This window comes from Cupriavidus sp. SK-4, from assembly GCF_000611125.1.
Taxonomy (GTDB): domain Bacteria; phylum Pseudomonadota; class Gammaproteobacteria; order Burkholderiales; family Burkholderiaceae; genus Cupriavidus; species Cupriavidus necator.
Genome location: NZ_JFJW01000105.1, coordinates 206 through 15,465 on the forward strand (window position 1 = coordinate 206; position 15,260 = coordinate 15,465).

The window sequence follows — 15,260 nt, forward strand, 5'->3', positions numbered from 1 at the left end:
ATCTTCGGGCAAAATGCCGCATGCAGGCCGCCCGCTCGCGGCCGTGCAAAAACAATTCATCACGCCGTTCGGAAGCGTGCAGATCGGCACGCGACCCCGCGGTGCCCTGCACTAGGATGGATACAGGCGAGGTGCTTGGGGGGTGCATGTACGGTTATTTCTTTTGCCAGACCGCCGCGGGACAGCTCACGCTCATTCCCCGCGAGAAGGACTGGATGCTGATGCTGGGCAATGGCGTGATGGGGAGGTTCCCGGATGCCCAGGCAGCGGTGGATGCCCTGCACGAAGGCACCCTGCGGGTGCAGGGGCAGCGCATCGATGCCAGCGCGCTGGGCGTGCCGGCACGCGCGCACGACTGGCTCTACCATGTACTGAGCCGCTGACGCGGCGTACCGGCGGACGCGCTGTCCCGCCAAAGGGGAATCGCCATGACTGCCCTGGTCGAGTGGGCCCGCGAGCATACCTGCCGGCTGTTTCCGATGTCGGCCGAATACCACCGCAGCGACGGCAATCAGGTGCAGGTCAGCTGGCAGGCCGAGCCGGCCGGCTCGCCCGGACGCTGCCGCCTGAGCGCGGCCCTGCAGTTCGACCAGAGCGTGATCGACGCCGTCTACCTGGCCGACGCCGCCGAACTTGCCCGCATCGGCGCCAGGCTGGCCAGCGTGGTGTCGCGCCGGCTTGCCGAGGACGACATCGCCTGCCTGGCGGGCACGGCGCTGGTGATCCCGGTCGGCGAGGGGCTGCTCGGCCACTGAGGGGTCCGGCGGCAGGCCGGGGCCGGCGGGAATATACTGGCGGTTGATCCGCCAATGCGCCTGTTCGCGAACTGTCAGTGTCCCAAGCGTCCCCCGCCGTGCCCCCCGACGACCCCCGCCCGGTGCCGCCAGAGCGGCCCGGCGATGACGAATGCTGCGGCTCCGGCTGCGATCCCTGCATCTTCGACTACTACTACCAGGAGATGGACCGCTACCGCGAGGAGCTGCGTGCCTGGGAGGCGCGCCAGGCGGCGCGTCATGCCGAGGATCCGGCAAGTTGAACGAGCCGCTCCAACCCCCGCACCCAACCTCCGCGCTGTTCGATTTCGTGCAGCGCCACCCGCGCCTGTTCGTGCTGACCGGCGCGGGCATCAGCACCGATTCCGGCATTCCCGGCTACCGTGACGCGCGCGGCCAGTGGCAGCGCTCGCAGCCCATCACGCTGCAGGCCTTCCTGGGCTCGCACGCGGGGCGCCAGCGCTACTGGGCGCGCAGCATGCTGGGCTGGCCGGTGGCGTGGCAGGCGCGGCCCAATGCCGCGCACCATGCGCTGTCGCGCCTTGGCGCGCACGGCCGGCTCACGGCGCTGGTCACGCAGAATGTCGACGGCCTGCACCAGCGCGCCGGCAGCGAGGGTGTGATTGAACTGCATGGCAGCCTGGCCAGCGCCATCTGCCTGGACTGTGGCACGCGCCATGACCGCGCCGGCCTGCAGGACTGGCTGCTGGCACAGAACGCCGCGCTGCGCGACGTGATCGCCGAGCCCGCTGCCGATGGCGACGTGCATTTCGAATCGCCGCTGTTCGCGCAGTTCCGCGTGCCAGAGTGCGGGCGCTGCGGCGGCATCCTCAAGCCGGACGTGGTGTTCTTCGGCGAATCCGTGCCGCGCCCGCGGGTCGATGCCGCGCGTGCGGCACTGGAAGCAGCGGATGCCATGCTGGTGGTCGGTTCGTCGCTGATGGTCTATTCCGGCTACCGCTTCTGTGTCTGGGCCGGACAGATGGGCAAGCCCGTGGCCGCGCTCAACCTGGGCACCACGCGCGCGGACGCGATGCTCGCGCTGAAGGTGGAAGCCGGATGCGCGCCGACACTGCAGGCGCTGGTGTCCCGGCTGGAGCAGGGCACGACAAAACCTCGTTGACGCGATGGCCGCACAGGCATAGCATCGCCGGACTACTTCTTCGAAGTCTTCCATTTCCGCCATGACCGCAGACCGCCAACGCCCCGTCAACGCCGCGCCCCCGGGCCGCGCGTTGCCATGCGTGCGTCGCCAGCCTGCGTTCACATCTGTCGCGCCGCCGCCGTTCATCGGCGGTGCGCACCCGCCGCCGCCGCCGCGCGGCTGACGGGCACGCCTCCCAGCCTCATTCGTCTCCGGTAGTCCCGCATCCGTGTGCCCGCGCGCACGGCAGCCGCACGCCTGTGCGCGCCTGCCGCCGTGCCGCGGCCGCATGCCGATGCGCGTCGCCGGAGCCTGCCAAGCTGACGACAGATGACATCCATGACAACCGACAAAGACTGCGCGGCGCAATTCGACGCCGCCACCGGCACACGCATCACCAACACCTCCGCCTGGGCCACGCCCCTCTTCGTGCTGCTGTGGAGCAGCGGCGCCATCGCCGCCCGGCTGGCCCTCGACCACGCCACGCCCTTCGCCTTGCTGACGCTGCGCTTCGCACTGGTCTGCGCCGTGCTGGGCGCGATCAGCCTGGCCAGGCACCGCCTGCTGCCGCCGCGCGGCGAGCGGTTGTACACCGCGGTGACCGGCCTGCTGCTGATCGGCGGCTACTCCGTCTTCTACTTCCTTGCGCTCGACCACGGCATGACACCCGGCGTGCTCGCCACCGTGCTTGGCGCCCAGCCGATGCTGACGCTGCTGCTGACCGAGCGGCGCTTCAGCGCCGCACGCATGGCGGGCCTTGCCCTCGCGCTCGCCGGGCTGGCCATGGTGGTGGCGGACAGCCTGCTGCTGGCCAGGCTGTCGCTGGCGGGGGTGCTGTGCGCGCTGGCCTCGCTCGCCAGCATGACCGTCGGCGCCATCCTGCAGAAGCGCGTCACGCGTGCACCCGCTGAAGTGCTGCCGCTGCAGTACGGCGTGAGCCTTTCGGCCTGCCTGCTGTGCCTGCCGTTCCAGCCCGTCGCCTTCGATGCTTCGCTGGCTTTTGCGCTGCCGCTGCTGTGGCTGGCGCTGGTCATCTCGATCGGCGCGACGCTGCTGTTCTACCGCCTGATCCGCGCGGGCAACCTGGTCAACGTCACCAGCCTGTTCTACCTAGTGCCGGCGGGTACGGCGGTGCTCGACTACCTGCTGCTGGGCAACCGGATGGCGCCGCTGGCGATGGCGGGAATGGGGGCGGTGCTGGCGGGGTTGGGGTTGGTGTTTCGGGGAGGGCGAAACCCGATGCGCGGGTAATCTGAAATTTCGCCGGCATCGTCCCGCAAGTTCTGAAATGCACTGCGGAAAGGTCGGAATCTAGCGCATGCGGCAGCCAGGGCAGCGATCGCGCCCTATGCTGACCGGTTTCGACAACGGGTTCCTCCATTCGCATGCAAAGCCTGGCCGCCGTTCCCGGATACAAGCCGCTGCTCGCCGCCAGGATTGTCAGCGCCCTGACGGTGTGGCTCGACGCCACGGTGGTCTTTTCGCTGCTCGCCTTTCACTGGCGCGCGGATGCGACCGCGGCGGGCGTCGCTGCCTCGCTGTTCGTCATTCCGGTCCTGGTCGGCGGGCCCTTCTTCGGCTGGCTGGCCGACCGGGGCAATCCTGCCGCCATGCTGTTTGCCAGTTACAGCGCGCGCGGCATCACATCGTTGCTGCTGCTTATGGCGCCAGACCTGAGCGTGTTCGTGCTGCTGGTCATGCTCAAGACGCTGGCCAATGCCAGCGCCTTGCCGCCGGAACAGGTCATGGTCCGATCGATGCTCAGCCATGCACAGCTTGCCGCCAATGCCGGCATGACGACGGCCGCTGACCAGATCACCAAGGTGTGCGCGCCGCTGATCGCGGCCGGCATGACAGCGCTGTACGGGCCAATGTCGGGGCTCTGGCTTTCGGCCGGCCTGTCGTTGCTCGCAATCGGGTGCCTGGTGCCGCTGCGCGACCGGGCGCGCCCGGTCGCTGCGCAAGGCACGCCAGCACGAGGCGCGTTGCGGCTGGGGCCACTGATGGCGCTGCTGCGCGGCAGTCATGCCGTGCGGGTGTCGTTCGGCTGCGTGTTCATGCTGACTGCGACATTCGGACTCTACGATCCGCTGCTGGCGCTGTTCATGAAGTCGCAAGGGTTGCCGGCATCGGCGTTTGGCATGCTGGTGAGCGGCACCGCCGCTGGCGCCGTGTGTGGCGCGCTGGCGTTCCCGCGCCTGTACCGGTGGTGTGGCATCCGCCTGGCGCCGCCCGGCCTTGCCGTTGTAGGGCTGACCGTGCTGATCCCCGGCGTGCTGGCCGGCAGTGGCAGCGCCATGCCCGGGATGCTGTGGCTCGGGCTCTGGATCGTGAATGGCTGTGCCTATTGCCTGGCGTGCCTGAGCCAGGCCGTGGCGATCCAGCAGCAATGCCCACGCCATTGTCTCGGCAGCGTCAGCGCCACTGCCAGGAGCGTGCAACTGATGGCGCTGGTGCTCGCGCCGCTGCTCGGCGGCGTGCTGGCGCGCAAGATCGGGATTCCGCTGGTGTTCGCGCTGAGCGGCGGCCTTGCCATTGCCGGCGGCTGGTTCTGGGCCCGGCGTGCGCGACGCGGCCACGCCGCGCGGCAGGCTGAACAATCAGCGAACCCAGAGCAGGCCAGCCCGTAGCCTACCGCTGCTTCACCTCCACCCGCACCTCATCCTTGCCCACGGTAATCGCCCCCGGCTCCACATCCTTGCCGCCGACGCGCAGTTCCTCGGGTTTGAACGTATAGACCGGATAGTCCTTCAGCAGCTGCTGCGCGACCACAGCGCCGATGGCGTTGAGCTGCTCGCGGTATTGCCCCATGCCGGCGACTTCCACCTGCTGTACGGTCGGGTTGTCGAGCAGCACCGCGCGTTTGGCCGGGTCGTAGCGCACGCCGCTGTTCAGCGCCAGCTTGCCGTCTACCGGCGGGGAGGGCAGCAAGGCGTTGGTCAGGCGTGCGTCGACATGGGTGGTGACGCGGTTGTTGGCCTCGTCCAGCACCAGCCGGGGATGGCTGAGCTGCACGCTGACGACTTCGGCGTAGCGCAGCGTGGCGGGGAAGCGCTGGTCCAGCGCGGTCTGCAGTTCCTGCCGGGAGAGGGAGTACTCGCCGGTCCAGATGTTGTAGCCGGCCAGCGCCGAGGAGGCAGCACCAGCGACGCAGGCGGCGGCAATCAGCAGGGAAGGTTTCAGACGCATGTGGCGGATGGGGCGCGCCTGTCGAGGGCGGCGGTGGATGGAGTCAGCCTGTCAGACCGCGCGGGCGGGGTGGCGTTCCATCACAACGGCTATCGGCCTGCATGGCGCTGGCCGCGTCGATCAGTAGTGCGGCGGGATTTCCTGCTGGGGGTCGGCTTCGGCTGCGGTGGTGGCGGCGCTGCGCACCTGCTGGTACAGCGCGCGGAACTGCTCCTGCAGCAGGTCGATCTGTTGCTGCTGGCGCGCCACGGTGCTGTTCAGGGTATCAAGCAGGTCTTCCTGGAAGGCGAGCTTGATTTCGAGTTCGTTGATGCGATCGTCCATGGCGTGGTTTCTCCGGCAGGCGGCGCATTGTAAGCCTATCGGCCCACATGGCGCGCCGCTGGCCGGGAAACTGCGTTACATCTTGCTTACTTCGGTGCCGACAGCAGCATCCACATGATGCCGAAGCGGTCGGTGACCATGCCGAACTGGTCGGCAAAGAAGGTCTTGTCCAGCGGCATCACCACCTGGCCGCCTTCCTTCAGGCTGTTGAAGGCCTTTTCGACCGCGGCCTTGTCAGGGTAGTTGATCGACAGGGCGAAGCCCTGGAAGTTGGGCTGGTTCGAGCAGCGGCCGTCGGAGGCCATGATCACGCTGTCGCCGATCTGGAACTCCATGTGCATGACCTTGTCTTCGGTGCCGGCGCCGGGCTGGCAACCCTCGCCGCCCTTGCCGGCCTCCGGGTTGTCCTTGAACGTCATCCGCATGTTGACCTTGGCGCCGAGAATCTTCTTGTAGAACTCAACGGCTTCATCGCAACGGCCTTCGAAAAACAGATAGGGCTGGACTTGCATGACAACTCCTGTAGGCAGGCCGCCGCTCGGGCGGCCGTGGATATCGGCATGGCGCGCGAATCAGGCGGCGCGCTGGCAACTGGCGCACGCTCTTGTGTACGCCGTCCACAATACCTTAGCAAAGAAAATGGACGGCGTCCACATCAAATGAGCGGGGTGTGTGCGGACCGGGTGGCGGGTGGGAAGCCCACGGTGCTGCACTAGAATGGCCGCGACACCACCAAGCGCCAATCCTTTCGACCGTCCCGCCCCAAACGGAGTTGCCTTGCGTTACGAACTGACCGACCTGCGCCTGTTCCAGGCCATAGCCGATGCGCAAAGCCTGTCAGGTGGCGCTTCGGCCACGCATATCACCGCTTCGGCGGCGAGCTACCGGCTTAAGAACCTGGAGCATGCGATGGGCACGCCGCTGTTCGTGCGCACCGCGCGCGGCATGGAGCTGACGCCGGCCGGTGAAACCCTGCTGGTCCATGTGCGCGAACTGCTGCTTGGCGTGGAGCGCATGCATGGCGAGGTGGGGCGCTTCTCTGCCGGGCTGAAGGGCAATATCCGGCTGCTGGCCAACAGCAGCTCGCTCAACGGCTTCATCATCCCGAGCGTGAGCCGCTTCCTGCTGGCCAACCCGGATGTGAACATCGACCTGGAGGAGCGCGCCAGCCAGTCGATCCTGGCGGCAGTGGCGGCGCACGAAGCCGATGTCGGCATCCTGGCGGGAGATTTCCAGGCTGGCGGCGAAGCCACCGGCGTGCGCTCGGTGCGCTACGCGCGCGACGAACTGATCCTTGCGGTGGCCGCGGATCACCCGCTGGCGCGCGAGCCTGAAGTGCGCTTCGGCGCGGCGCTGGCCTTCGACTTTGTCTGCATGAGCCGCACCAGCAGCAACTTCCTGTTCCTGCGCGACATGGCACAGCGCGCGGGCAAGGGGCCCAACGTGCGGCTGCATGCGCACAGCTTCGATGCGGTGCTGTCGCTGGCCGAGGCCGGCGTGGGGGTGGCGCTGGTGCCGCGCAGCGTGGCGGCGCAGGCCTTGCGTGAGGCGCGCGTGGTGGGGGTGCGGCTGGCAGAGCCGTGGGCCCTGCGCGAACTGAACCTGATCGTGCGCGCCGACGGCAAGCTGCCGGCGTTTGCCGAGGCCTTTGCGCAGTTCCTGCTGAACGATCCGCGCGTGGTGGCCACGCGCGAAGGCGGCGCCGTGGCAGCCACGGCGCCGTAAACACTTTCCCCGCGCTTCAGCGCTTGCGGTTGAGGAAGGTGGCCATGTGCTGCTGCGGCTCGCCGGTGTCGAAGGCGCTGCCGAACTCGGTCACGCTGTTGTTGATCGACACTTCCAGCGGCGCATCTTCCCACTCGCGCAGCAGGCGCTTCTGCTGACGCACCGCGGCCGGGCCGAAGCCGGCCAGCAGCGCGGCCACGCGTTCGATTTCCAGGTCCAGCTCCGCCAGCGGCACCACGCGGCTCACCAGCCCCCACTGCAGCGCCTCGGCGGCGTCGGCGATCTCGCCCGTCAGCAGCATCCATGCCGTGCGCGCATTGCCGATCAGGCGCGGCATCAGCGCGGCGTGAATTACCGACGGGATGCCGACCTTCACTTCCGGCATGCCCAGCTGTGCGTTGTCGGCGGCGATGCGGATATCGCACGCCAGCGCCAGTTCCAGCCCGCCGCCCAGGCACCAGCCCGGCATGCGCGCGATCACCGGCACCGGCAGGTGGCGCACGGCGTCGCACAGGCGGCGCAGGCCGCTGATGAAGGCCTCGGCGCTGGCGCGGTCCAGCGCGGCCATTTCCTTGATGTCGGCGCCGCCGACAAAGCTTTTCTCGCCGGCGCCCCGCAGCACCAGCACGCGTACCGCGTCATTGCCGGCCAGCGCTTCGATGGCGCGCGTGAGCGATGCGATCACCGGCGTGCTCAGGATATTGAGCGAGCCCGCCTCGCGGATGGTGACGGTGGCGATGCCGCGCGCGTCGATCTCGACGTCGGCGTGGGGTTCTTGCTGAAGTGCGCTCATGTCGTTCCTTGTGGCTTACTGGAGCTTGTTGAAGTGGATGTCCTCGACGACTTGCTGCCAGTGCGCATTCTGCGCCCGGATCAGGTCGCCGAAGTCCTTGCGCGAAGTCGGTGCCGGGATTGCGCCTTGTTTCTCGATGGCGGCGATCACCTCCGGCTCGGCCAATACCTGGCGCACGGCGCCGTTGAGCTTGTCGAGGATGGCAGCGGGCGTGCCCGCCGGTGCGCCCAGGCCGAACCACGACGGGTTGTTCATCGCCGGCAGCCCGGCTTCGGCGTAGGTCGGCACATTGGGCAGCACTTTCAGGCGCTGCTTCGCGGCGACCGCCAGCGGCTTCAGGCGCCCGCCCTGGATCAGGCCCGACGACGACGGGATATTGTCGAACACCACCTGGATCTGGCCCGCCACCGCATCGTTGAGCGCCGGGCCCAGGCCCTTGTACGGCACGTGCAGCATGCGCGTGCCGGTGGCGTTCATGAACAGCTCGCCGTTCATATGGCTCAGTCCGCCGTTGCCGGACGAGCCGAACGAGTACTTGCCCGGGTTGGCCTTCAGCAGCTTGATGAACGACGGCAGGTCCGTGGCCGGGAACGCCGGGTTGACCACCAGCACGTTGGGCACGTCGGCCAGGTTGCTGACCGGCGCGAAGTCCTTGACCGGGTCGTAGGCGGTCTTGAGGTAGACGTTGGGGTTGACCGCGTGCGAGCTCTCCACCTCCATCACCAGCGTGTAGCCGTCGGCCGGCTGCTTGGCCGCGTAGGCGCTGCCAACCGCGCCGCCGGCGCCCGGGCGGTTCTCGACCACCACCGGTTGCCCCAGCACCGGGCCCAGGCGCGTGCCGACGATGCGCGCGATGATGTCGGTGGTGCCGCCGGCGGCATAGGGGACGATCAGCTTGATCGGCCGGTCGGGATACGCGGTGGCATGCGCGGCGCCGCTTGCGCATGCAGCCAGCAGCGCGATGGCGGTGAAGGTTGGTTTCATCGGTGTCTCCGTGTCAGGTTTTCGGTCTTGTGGGTCGCTGCGCGCCGTTCAGCCTGCCGGGCTGTGTTCGCCCAGCAGCGGCGGCGGTGGCAGCGGCAGGTCGTGTCCGGCCAGCATCGGGTTGCGCACCATCGGTACGCGGCCCATGACGGGGTGTTCGGCCACCTGCATCAGCCCGCGGTGCTGCACCTGCGGGTGGGCGAAGACTTCGTCCATGGTGTGGATCGGCCCCCAGGGCACGCCGGCCGCATCGAAGGCATCGGTCCACGCCGCGCGTGTGCGCGTGGGGAAGAGGTCGGTCAGCAGGGTGCGCAGCGCGGGCAGGTGCCCGATGCGCGCGGAATTGGTGGCGTAGCGCGGGTCCTGCGCAAGATCCGGCATGCCGGCCACGGTGCAGAAGCGCGCGAACTGGCTGTCATTGCCGATCGCCAGGATCAGGTGGCCGTCGGCGCAGCGGAACACTTCATAGGGCGCGCAGTTGGGATGGGCGTTGCCGCTGCGCTGCGGGTTCTGGCCCGACACCAGGTAGTTGGCAGCCTGGTTGGCGTTCATCGCCACCGCGACATCGAGCAGCGCGATATCCAGGTGCGCACCGAGCCCGGTCGCCTGGCGTTGGTACAGCGCGGCCAGGACGGCGGAGGTGGCATACATGCCGGTGCTCAGGTCGACCACGGCGACGCCGGTGCGCAGCGGCCCGGCGCCGGGCGTGCCGTCGGGCTGGCCGGTGTAGCTCATCAGCCCGCCCATGCCCTGGAACACATAGTCGTAGCCGGGTTTTTCCGCCATCGGCCCGCTCTGGCCGAAGCCGGTGATCGACAGGTAGACCAGGCGCGGGTTGATCGCCTTGAGCGTGTCATAGTCCAGCCCATAGCGGCGCAGCGTGCCGACCTTGTAGTTCTCGACCAGCACGTCGGCCTCGCGCGCCAGCTCACGTACCTGCGCCGCGCCCTCGGGCGTGCCGTAGTCGATCGCGACCGAGCGCTTGCCGCGGTTGCAGCAGATGAAGTAGCCGGACAGGCGCTGGTTGTCGCCGCTGCCCTCGGGCGCTTCCAGGTAGGGCGGGCCCCAGCCGCGGGTATCGTCGCCGCGCTCGGGGTGCTCGACCTTGGTCACCTCGGCGCCCAGGTCGGCCAGGTTCTGGGTACACCAGGGACCAGCCAGGATGCGCGACAGGTCCAGGACCCGGACTCCTTCCAAGGCGCGATGCAACATGACGACTCCGCTTTCAGACAACAGTGCGGCGGAGTATAGGGAGGGGTCCTGGCGCGAACCAGTCGAGAGTTTTGAAAGGCGCGTTCGCGGGATTTGAATGGTCAGGCGGGCCCGGATGCAGGTGGCGCCGGCGCTCCCGCCAGTCCCAGCGTTTGGCGCGTGGGCGCTGCCGTGTCACAATTCGCGTTTGGCACTGACGCGGCACGTGACTCGGCCGGCCGCGTCGCCGTGCTTCCCGCCGCCCCGGCGCGCGTATTGGAAGCCCGCCCAAGAGCCGACAAATTCACTTAGATTTTCTAGCGATGACTACCATCCTGCAGCACATTCCTTCCAGCCAGCGCGTCGGAATCGCCTTCTCCGGCGGCCTTGACACCAGCGCGGCACTCCTCTGGATGCGCCAGAAGGGCGCGATTCCCTACGCCTACACCGCCAACCTGGGCCAGCCCGACGAGCCCGACTACGACGACATCCCGCGCCGCGCCAAGGCCTACGGCGCCGAGGAAGCCCGCCTGGTCGACTGCCGCACACAACTGGTGGCCGAAGGCATCGCCGCCATGCAGTGCGGCGCGTTCCATATCTCGACCGCCGGCATCACCTACTTCAACACCACCCCGATCGGCCGCGCCGTCACCGGCACCATGCTGGTTGCTGCGATGAAGGAAGATGGCGTCAACATCTGGGGCGATGGCAGCACGTTCAAGGGCAATGACATCGAGCGCTTCTACCGCTACGGCCTCCTGACCAACCCCGGCCTGCAGATCTACAAGCCGTGGCTGGACCAGCAGTTCATCGACGAACTGGGCGGCCGCGCCGAGATGTCCGAGTTCATGCGCCAGAACGGCTTCGACTACAAGATGTCGGCCGAAAAGGCGTACTCGACCGACTCGAACATGCTGGGCGCCACCCACGAGGCCAAGGACCTGGAACACCTGGATTCGGGCATCCGCATCGTGCAGCCGATCATGGGCGTGCAGTTCTGGCGCGATGACGTTGAAGTCAAGCGCGAAGAAGTGACCGTGCGCTTCGAGGAAGGCCAGCCGGTCGCGCTGAACGGCCAGACCTTCGCCAACAGCGTCGACCTGTTCATGGAAGCCAACCGCATCGGCGGCCGCCATGGCCTGGGCATGAGCGACCAGATCGAGAACCGCATCATCGAAGCCAAGAGCCGCGGCATCTACGAAGCCCCGGGCCTGGCGCTGCTGTTCATTGCCTATGAGCGCCTGATCACTGGCATCCACAACGAAGACACCATCGAGCAGTACCGCGACAACGGCCGCCGCCTGGGCCGCCTGCTGTACCAGGGCCGCTGGTTCGACCCGCAAGCCATCATGCTGCGCGAAACCGCCCAGCGCTGGGTGGCCGGCGCCATCACCGGCGAAGTCACCATCGAACTGCGCCGCGGCAACGACTACTCGATCCTGAACACCACCTCGCCCAACCTGACCTACAAGCCGGAACGGCTGACCATGGAAAAGGGCGAGTCGATGTTCACGCCGCTGGACCGTATCGGCCAGCTGACCATGCGCACGCTGGATATCGTCGACACGCGCGAGAAGCTGCAGACGTATGCCAAGAGCGGCCTGCTGTCGACCAAGGTCAGCGCCTCGCTGCCGAAGCTGGAAGACTGAGCTTCGCCGCGCCTCGCCTGACGGCGGGCCAGCGAGAAACCGGCACCTTCGGGTGCCGGTTTTTTTTCGTCTCGGCGTTTTCCCCAGCTGTCCCGGAATATCAAACGTACGTCCCGGAATATCAAACCGCGCGGCCCCGATCGCCAGATACTGCGTGCGCTCGTCGCCCTTCGGGGGCGGGCTGTGAACGCACGGCGGCGCGAAGACCGCCGGTCTGCTTCCGGAGACGCCCATGTCCAGATCCCGCCTTGCCCTTGCCGCAGAGTCGGCCACGCCGGCCCTGCCGGCTGCTGCCGGACCGCGCTATGCGTGGCTCGTCTTTGCGCTGACGTTCGCGCTGCTGCTGTCGGACTATATGTCGCGCCAGGTGCTCAACGCGGTATTTCCGCTGCTGAAGGCCGAATGGCAGCTCGGTGATACGGAGCTGGGCGCGCTCGGCGGCGTGGTGGCGCTGATGGTGGGCGTGCTCGCGATTCCGCTGTCGCTGCTGGCCGACCGCTGGGGACGCGTGCGCAGCCTGATCCTGATGGCGGCGCTGTGGAGCCTGGCCACGCTGGGCTGCTCGGTGGCGGACAGCTTCGGCCAGATGTTCCTGGCGCGGCTTTGCGTTGGCATCGGCGAGGCGGCGTATGGCAGCGTGGGTATCGCGGTGGTGGTGTCGGTGTTCCCGCGCCATCTGCGCGCCAGCCTCAGCGCTGCGTTCATCGCCGGCGGTGCCTTCGGCTCGGTGCTTGGCATGGGGCTGGGCGGCGTCCTGTCGGCCCACTTTGGCTGGCGCATCGCCTTTGCCGGGATTGCCGGCTTCGGCCTGGTGCTGGTGGCGTTCTACTACCTGACGATCAGCGAGCATCGGCTGCGCGGGCTCCAGCAACGCGTGGGCGCGGCCAACGGCGACGCGGCGGCATCGGGCCGGCAACTTGAGCCGCGCCGGATCGTGCGCGAGCTACTGACGGTGCCTTCCATGCTCTGCGCCTGCGCGGGCAGTGCGCTGCAGCTGCTGGTGATGGCGGCGCTGTTGGGCTGGCTGCCCAGCTTCCTGTCGCGCGACTACGGCATGGCGACCGGGCGCGCCGGCGTGGCCGCGGCAATGCTGGTGCTGATGGCCGGCGTGGGCATGGTTGCCTGCGGCGCGCTGACCGACCGCGTGGCGCGGCGCGTGCCCGCGCGCAAATGGCAGATGGCCATCGCCTACAGCGTGGTCTGCTGCGTCTTGCTGATGACGGCGTTCCGGCTGCCTGCGGGCCACGCGCAGCTGGTGCTGATCGGCGCGGGCATGCTGGTGGTGGGCGGCACCGCCGGTCCCGCCAGCGCGATGGTGGCCAACCTGACGCGGCCAGCCATCCATGCGACCGCGTTTGCCACGCTGACCCTGATCAACAACCTGCTGGGGCTGGCGCCGGGCCCGTTCCTCACCGGCGTGCTGGCCGACCACATCGGCCTGACCGGCGCGCTGCAATGGATTCCGCTGGCCGGTGCGGCCGCGGCCCTGCTGTTCTGCCTCGGCCGCCGGCACTACGCGGCGGACCTGCGTCGCCTGGATGGCCACGCTGTACCTCACGTTATTCCTGCCTGACTCTTTCCAATCCGACCATGACTGCTACACCCACCCACACTGTCCTGATGGTGCCGGGCCTGCGCGACCACGTCGCCGAGCACTGGCAAACGCTGCTGCAAGCCGAACTGCAGGCGCAGGGGCGCGACGTCCGCTGCGTGCCGCCGCTGGAGCACGACAAGCTCAGCTGCGCGGCGCGCGTCGCTGCACTCGATGCGACACTGGCGGCCATCGACAAGCCGGTCGTGCTGGTCGCGCACAGCGCCGGCGTGATGATCACCGTGCACTGGGCGGCACGGCACCAGCGCCAGATCCTGGGCGCGCTGCTGGTGACGCCGCCGGATTTCGCGCAGCCGCTGCCGCCCGGCTATCCGGCGCAGGACGCGCTGGTGCAGGGGGGCTGGCTGCCGACGCCGCTCGCGCCCTTGCCGTTCCCAACTTTGGTTGCTGCCAGCGGCAACGACCCTTTGGCCAGCCATGCGCGTGTCGCGGAGATGGCCGCCGCATGGGGCGGCCGGCTGGTGGACCTGGGCAACGTCGGCCACCTCAACCCTGCCGCGGGCTACGGCCCGTGGCCGCGTGCCCATGACCTGCTGGCGGAACTGGGCACCCTGGTCACGCGCGATTCGTGACCTCGCCGCATCCGCGGCACAACAAAAGAATCCGGCCGCAAAGGCCGGGCAATCAAGGAGGAGAAAAATGAAAACCAGAAGCACCGTGATGGCCCTGATGCTGGGCTGTCCGCTGGCGGCCGCCGCGCAATCGTCCGTCACGCTCTATGGCGTAGCGGACGTCAACGTCGAATACGTGAACCGCGTCGGCGCTGTGCCGGTTGCCACTAACGGCTTCAACCCGGGGCCGGGCGACAAGGTGTTCCGCATGGCCTCGGGCGGGCTGTCCGGGTCGCGCTGGGGCCTGCGCGGCGCGGAAGATCTTGGTGCGGGATGGCAGGCGTCGTTCGTGCTGGAAAGCGGTTTCAGCCTGGACAACGGCACCATGCAGCAGAGCGGCCGGCTGTTCGGCCGCCAGGCCTTTGTCGCGCTGCAGCGCGCCGGCATCGGCCAGCTCAGCCTGGGTCGCCAGTACACGTCGATCTTTGAAGCGCTGGCGAACTTCTCGCCTACTGCCTACGCCACGCAATATGAACCGGTGGTGCTGCAGGCGGGCGCCAATTTCCGCGAGGACAACACGGTCAAGTACACTGGCCAGTTCGGCCCGCTGACGGCGCGCGCGCACTGGTCGTTCGGCGCCGGGCTGGCGTTGCCGCAAACGGTTGGCATTGCCACGCCGATCGGCGGCAATGGCGAAGTGCCCGGACAGTTCCGGCGTGACACCGCCTACGGGGCTTCGCTGGCGTATGCCACCGGGCCGTTCGGCGCCACTATCGGCTATGACCAGTGGAACCCCACCATCGGCACCAGCAATGGCACCGTGCGCAAGGCGGTCGTGGCGGCGAGCTATGCCTTCGGTCCGGCCAAGATCATGGGTGGCTATCGCTGGGGTCAGAACAAGAATGCCGCTGACGTGGTGATCCAGCGCGATGACTATTACTGGATCGGCGCCAACTACCAGGTCACCCCTGCCGTGGGGCTGACGCTGGAGTACAACTACGACAATGTCAGGAGCCTGTTCGGTAATACGCAGGTGGCCAATCCGTGGCAGGTTGCTTTTGTTGCCAACTATGCGTTTTCGCGGCGCACGGATGTTTACCTGTCTACCGCCTATGCTCGCAATGCCGGGCTGATGCTGGAGTCGCTGGCCACGGTCTATGCCAACAGCCTGTCGCTGGGCAACAGCTATGCCGCGGCCAATGGGCAGCGCAGCATGGTTGGCGTGGCTTTGGGGATGCGGCACAAGTTCTGAGTTGGCTGCAGCTGGATTGTTGCCATGCGGTCGGTTGTCGCTCTTGGCAGGCGTGGCTGTTTCGCCGGCGTAG

Annotated in this window: 17 protein-coding genes; 11 read left to right on the forward strand and 6 right to left on the reverse strand. The window is 68.0% G+C overall.

Translation table 11 applies throughout. From position 1 onward, the window contains the following. Positions 1 to 146: 146 nt before the first annotated feature. The 6 genes from CF68_RS23315 (at position 147) to CF68_RS23340 (ending at position 4,547) form a co-directional block, all read left to right on the forward strand. Positions 147 to 383, forward strand: coding sequence for a hypothetical protein (locus CF68_RS23315; RefSeq protein WP_013954064.1), 237 nt, complete (start codon positions 147 to 149; stop codon positions 381 to 383). A 45-nt stretch (positions 384 to 428) separates the two neighbouring features. Then, on the forward strand, positions 429 to 755 hold the full coding sequence (locus CF68_RS23320; protein WP_035823400.1) for a hypothetical protein: 327 nt from the start codon (positions 429 to 431) through the stop codon (positions 753 to 755). A 77-nt stretch (positions 756 to 832) separates the two neighbouring features. Continuing rightward, positions 833 to 1,036, forward strand: coding sequence for an oxidoreductase-like domain-containing protein (locus CF68_RS23325; protein WP_226797872.1), 204 nt, complete (start codon positions 833 to 835; stop codon positions 1,034 to 1,036). Then, a complete protein-coding gene (locus CF68_RS23330; protein WP_035823402.1) occupies positions 1,033 to 1,896 on the forward strand; it encodes an NAD-dependent protein deacetylase in 864 nt (287 codons plus the stop codon). Before CF68_RS23325 ends, CF68_RS23330 begins: the two co-directional genes overlap by 4 nt. Positions 1,897 to 2,256: 360 nt before the next feature. Further along, positions 2,257 to 3,168 (forward strand): DMT family transporter, encoded by a 912-nt coding sequence (locus tag CF68_RS23335; RefSeq protein WP_035823403.1) that lies wholly within the window; start codon positions 2,257 to 2,259, stop codon positions 3,166 to 3,168. A gap of 134 nt (positions 3,169 to 3,302) precedes the next feature. After that, the gene (locus tag CF68_RS23340) at positions 3,303 to 4,547 is read left to right on the forward strand and encodes an MFS transporter (RefSeq protein ID WP_051591646.1); all 1,245 of its coding nucleotides are present in this window, start codon (positions 3,303 to 3,305) and stop codon (positions 4,545 to 4,547) included. A 1-nt stretch (position 4,548) separates the two neighbouring features. On the opposite strand, the gene CF68_RS23345 is transcribed toward CF68_RS23340, so the two are convergent. The 3 genes from CF68_RS23345 to CF68_RS23355 all read right to left on the reverse strand — a co-directional run bounded on the left by CF68_RS23345 (position 4,549) and on the right by CF68_RS23355 (position 5,942). Beyond that, positions 4,549 to 5,106 (reverse strand): DUF1439 domain-containing protein, encoded by a 558-nt coding sequence (locus CF68_RS23345; protein WP_035823405.1) that lies wholly within the window; start codon positions 5,104 to 5,106, stop codon positions 4,549 to 4,551. Between the two features lie 120 nt (positions 5,107 to 5,226). Beyond that, positions 5,227 to 5,430, reverse strand: coding sequence for a SlyX family protein (locus tag CF68_RS23350; RefSeq protein WP_010811191.1), 204 nt, complete (start codon positions 5,428 to 5,430; stop codon positions 5,227 to 5,229). Between the two features lie 86 nt (positions 5,431 to 5,516). After that, positions 5,517 to 5,942: a VOC family protein gene (locus CF68_RS23355; protein ID WP_035823407.1), complete on the reverse strand. Its 426-nt coding sequence runs from the start codon at positions 5,940 to 5,942 to the stop codon at positions 5,517 to 5,519. A 265-nt stretch (positions 5,943 to 6,207) separates the two neighbouring features. Between CF68_RS23355 and CF68_RS23360 the strand changes: the two genes are divergently transcribed. Continuing rightward, the gene (locus CF68_RS23360) at positions 6,208 to 7,155 is read left to right on the forward strand and encodes a LysR family transcriptional regulator (RefSeq protein WP_013954056.1); all 948 of its coding nucleotides are present in this window, start codon (positions 6,208 to 6,210) and stop codon (positions 7,153 to 7,155) included. 16 nt (positions 7,156 to 7,171) lie between these two features. On the opposite strand, the gene CF68_RS23365 is transcribed toward CF68_RS23360, so the two are convergent. The 3 genes from CF68_RS23365 to CF68_RS23375 are packed head-to-tail and all read right to left on the reverse strand — an operon-like array spanning position 7,172 to position 10,144. Next, positions 7,172 to 7,948, reverse strand: coding sequence for an enoyl-CoA hydratase (locus CF68_RS23365; protein ID WP_035823409.1), 777 nt, complete (start codon positions 7,946 to 7,948; stop codon positions 7,172 to 7,174). Positions 7,949 to 7,963: 15 nt separating this feature from the next. Then, complete coding sequence (locus tag CF68_RS23370; RefSeq protein ID WP_035823410.1) at positions 7,964 to 8,932, reverse strand: tripartite tricarboxylate transporter substrate binding protein; 969 nt, start codon at positions 8,930 to 8,932, stop codon at positions 7,964 to 7,966. Positions 8,933 to 8,980: 48 nt separating this feature from the next. After that, positions 8,981 to 10,144 carry a CaiB/BaiF CoA-transferase family protein gene (locus CF68_RS23375; RefSeq protein ID WP_035823411.1) on the reverse strand — a complete coding sequence of 388 codons (1,164 nt, stop codon included), beginning with the start codon at positions 10,142 to 10,144 and terminating at the stop codon, positions 8,981 to 8,983. A 302-nt stretch (positions 10,145 to 10,446) separates the two neighbouring features. On the opposite strand from CF68_RS23375, the gene argG reads away from it, so the two are divergent. The 4 genes from argG to CF68_RS23395 all read left to right on the forward strand — a co-directional run bounded on the left by argG (position 10,447) and on the right by CF68_RS23395 (position 15,187). Further along, positions 10,447 to 11,772, forward strand: a complete 1,326-nt coding sequence (argG, locus tag CF68_RS23380) for an argininosuccinate synthase (protein ID WP_035823412.1) — start codon at positions 10,447 to 10,449, stop codon at positions 11,770 to 11,772. Positions 11,773 to 12,004: 232 nt separating this feature from the next. Continuing rightward, a complete protein-coding gene (locus tag CF68_RS23385) occupies positions 12,005 to 13,345 on the forward strand; it encodes an MFS transporter (protein WP_035823413.1) in 1,341 nt (446 codons plus the stop codon). 17 nt (positions 13,346 to 13,362) lie between these two features. After that, positions 13,363 to 13,956 carry an alpha/beta hydrolase gene (locus CF68_RS23390; protein WP_035823415.1) on the forward strand — a complete coding sequence of 198 codons (594 nt, stop codon included), beginning with the start codon at positions 13,363 to 13,365 and terminating at the stop codon, positions 13,954 to 13,956. Positions 13,957 to 14,023: 67 nt separating this feature from the next. Further along, the gene (locus CF68_RS23395; protein ID WP_035823417.1) at positions 14,024 to 15,187 is read left to right on the forward strand and encodes a porin; all 1,164 of its coding nucleotides are present in this window, start codon (positions 14,024 to 14,026) and stop codon (positions 15,185 to 15,187) included. Positions 15,188 to 15,260 lie beyond the last annotated feature (73 nt).